Source organism: Variovorax sp. OV329, from assembly GCF_900114785.1.
GTDB lineage: Bacteria > Pseudomonadota > Gammaproteobacteria > Burkholderiales > Burkholderiaceae_C > Variovorax.
In genome coordinates, this window is sequence record NZ_FOUG01000055.1 from 1 (window position 1) to 1,418 (window position 1,418).

Annotated in this window: 1 protein-coding gene; it reads left to right on the top strand. The window is 69.7% G+C overall.

The annotated features are described in order from the left end of the window. Positions 1 to 1,418 (top strand): carboxyl transferase domain-containing protein (locus BM345_RS29520; RefSeq protein WP_139237684.1); only part of this gene is annotated, 1,418 nt, incomplete at both ends.

The window sequence follows — 1,418 nt, forward strand, 5'->3', positions numbered from 1 at the left end:
TTCCAGGCCAATGCCAACGCCATGCGCGCCCTGGTGGACGACCTGCAGTCGCAGTTCGCCAAGGTCGAGGCCGGCGGCGGCGAGGCGGCGCGCGCCAAGCACACCGCACGCGGCAAGCTGCTGCCGCGCGACCGCGTGGCGCAGCTGCTGGACCCGGGCACGCCCTTCCTGGAACTGGCGCCGCTGGCTGCGCACGGCATGTACAACGGCGACGCGCCGGGCGCGGGCCTGATCGCCGGAATCGGCCGCGTGAGCGGCGTGGACTGCATGGTGGTGTGCAACGACGCCACCGTGAAGGGCGGCACCTACTACCCCATGACGGTGAAGAAGCACCTGCGCGCGCAGGAGGTGGCCGAGCAGAACCGCCTGCCCTGCATCTACCTGGTCGATTCGGGTGGCGCCAACCTGCCCAACCAGGACGAGGTCTTTCCCGACCGCGACCACTTCGGCCGCATCTTCTACAACCAGGCCAACATGAGCGCCCAGGGCATCGCGCAGGTCGCAGTGGTGATGGGCTCGTGCACGGCGGGCGGCGCCTACGTGCCGGCGATGAGCGACGAGTCGATCATCGTGAAGAACCAGGGCACCATCTTCCTGGGCGGACCGCCGCTGGTGAAGGCAGCCACCGGCGAGGTGGTGACGGCCGAGGACCTGGGCGGCGGCGACGTGCACACGCGCCTGTCGGGCGTGGCCGACCACCTGGCGCAGAACGACCTGCATGCGCTCGCGCTGGCCCGCACCGCCATCGCCAACCTCAACGCGGCCAGGCCCGCGGCTGCCGCGGCCGAGGCGCCCAGCGCCCCGGCCTATGGCGCGCAGGAGCTGTACGGCGTGATCCCCACCGACACCCGCAAGCCCTTCGACGTGCGCGAAATCATCGCCCGCGTCGTCGACGGCAGCGAGTTCCACGAGTTCAAGGCGCGCTTCGGCACCACGCTGGTGTGCGGCTTCGCGGAAATCGAGGGCATGCCGGTGGGCATCGTGGCCAACAACGGCATCCTGTTCTCGGAGAGCGCGCAGAAGGGTGCGCACTTCATCGAGCTGTGCTGCCAGCGCAAGATCCCGCTGGTGTTCCTGCAGAACATCACCGGCTTCATGGTGGGCCGCAAGTACGAGAACGAGGGCATCGCGCGCCACGGCGCCAAGATGGTGACGGCGGTGGCCACGGCCAACGTGCCCAAGTTCACCATCATCATCGGCGGCAGCTTCGGGGCGGGCAACTACGGCATGTGCGGCCGCGCCTACTCGCCGCGCTTCCTGTGGATGTGGCCCAACGCGCGCATCAGCGTCATGGGCGGCGAGCAGGCCGCCAGCGTGCTGGCCACGGTCAAGCGCGACGGCATCGAGGCCAAGGGCGGGCAGTGGAGCGCGCAAGAGGAAGAGGGCTTCAAGTCGCCCATCCGCGAGCAGTACGAGCG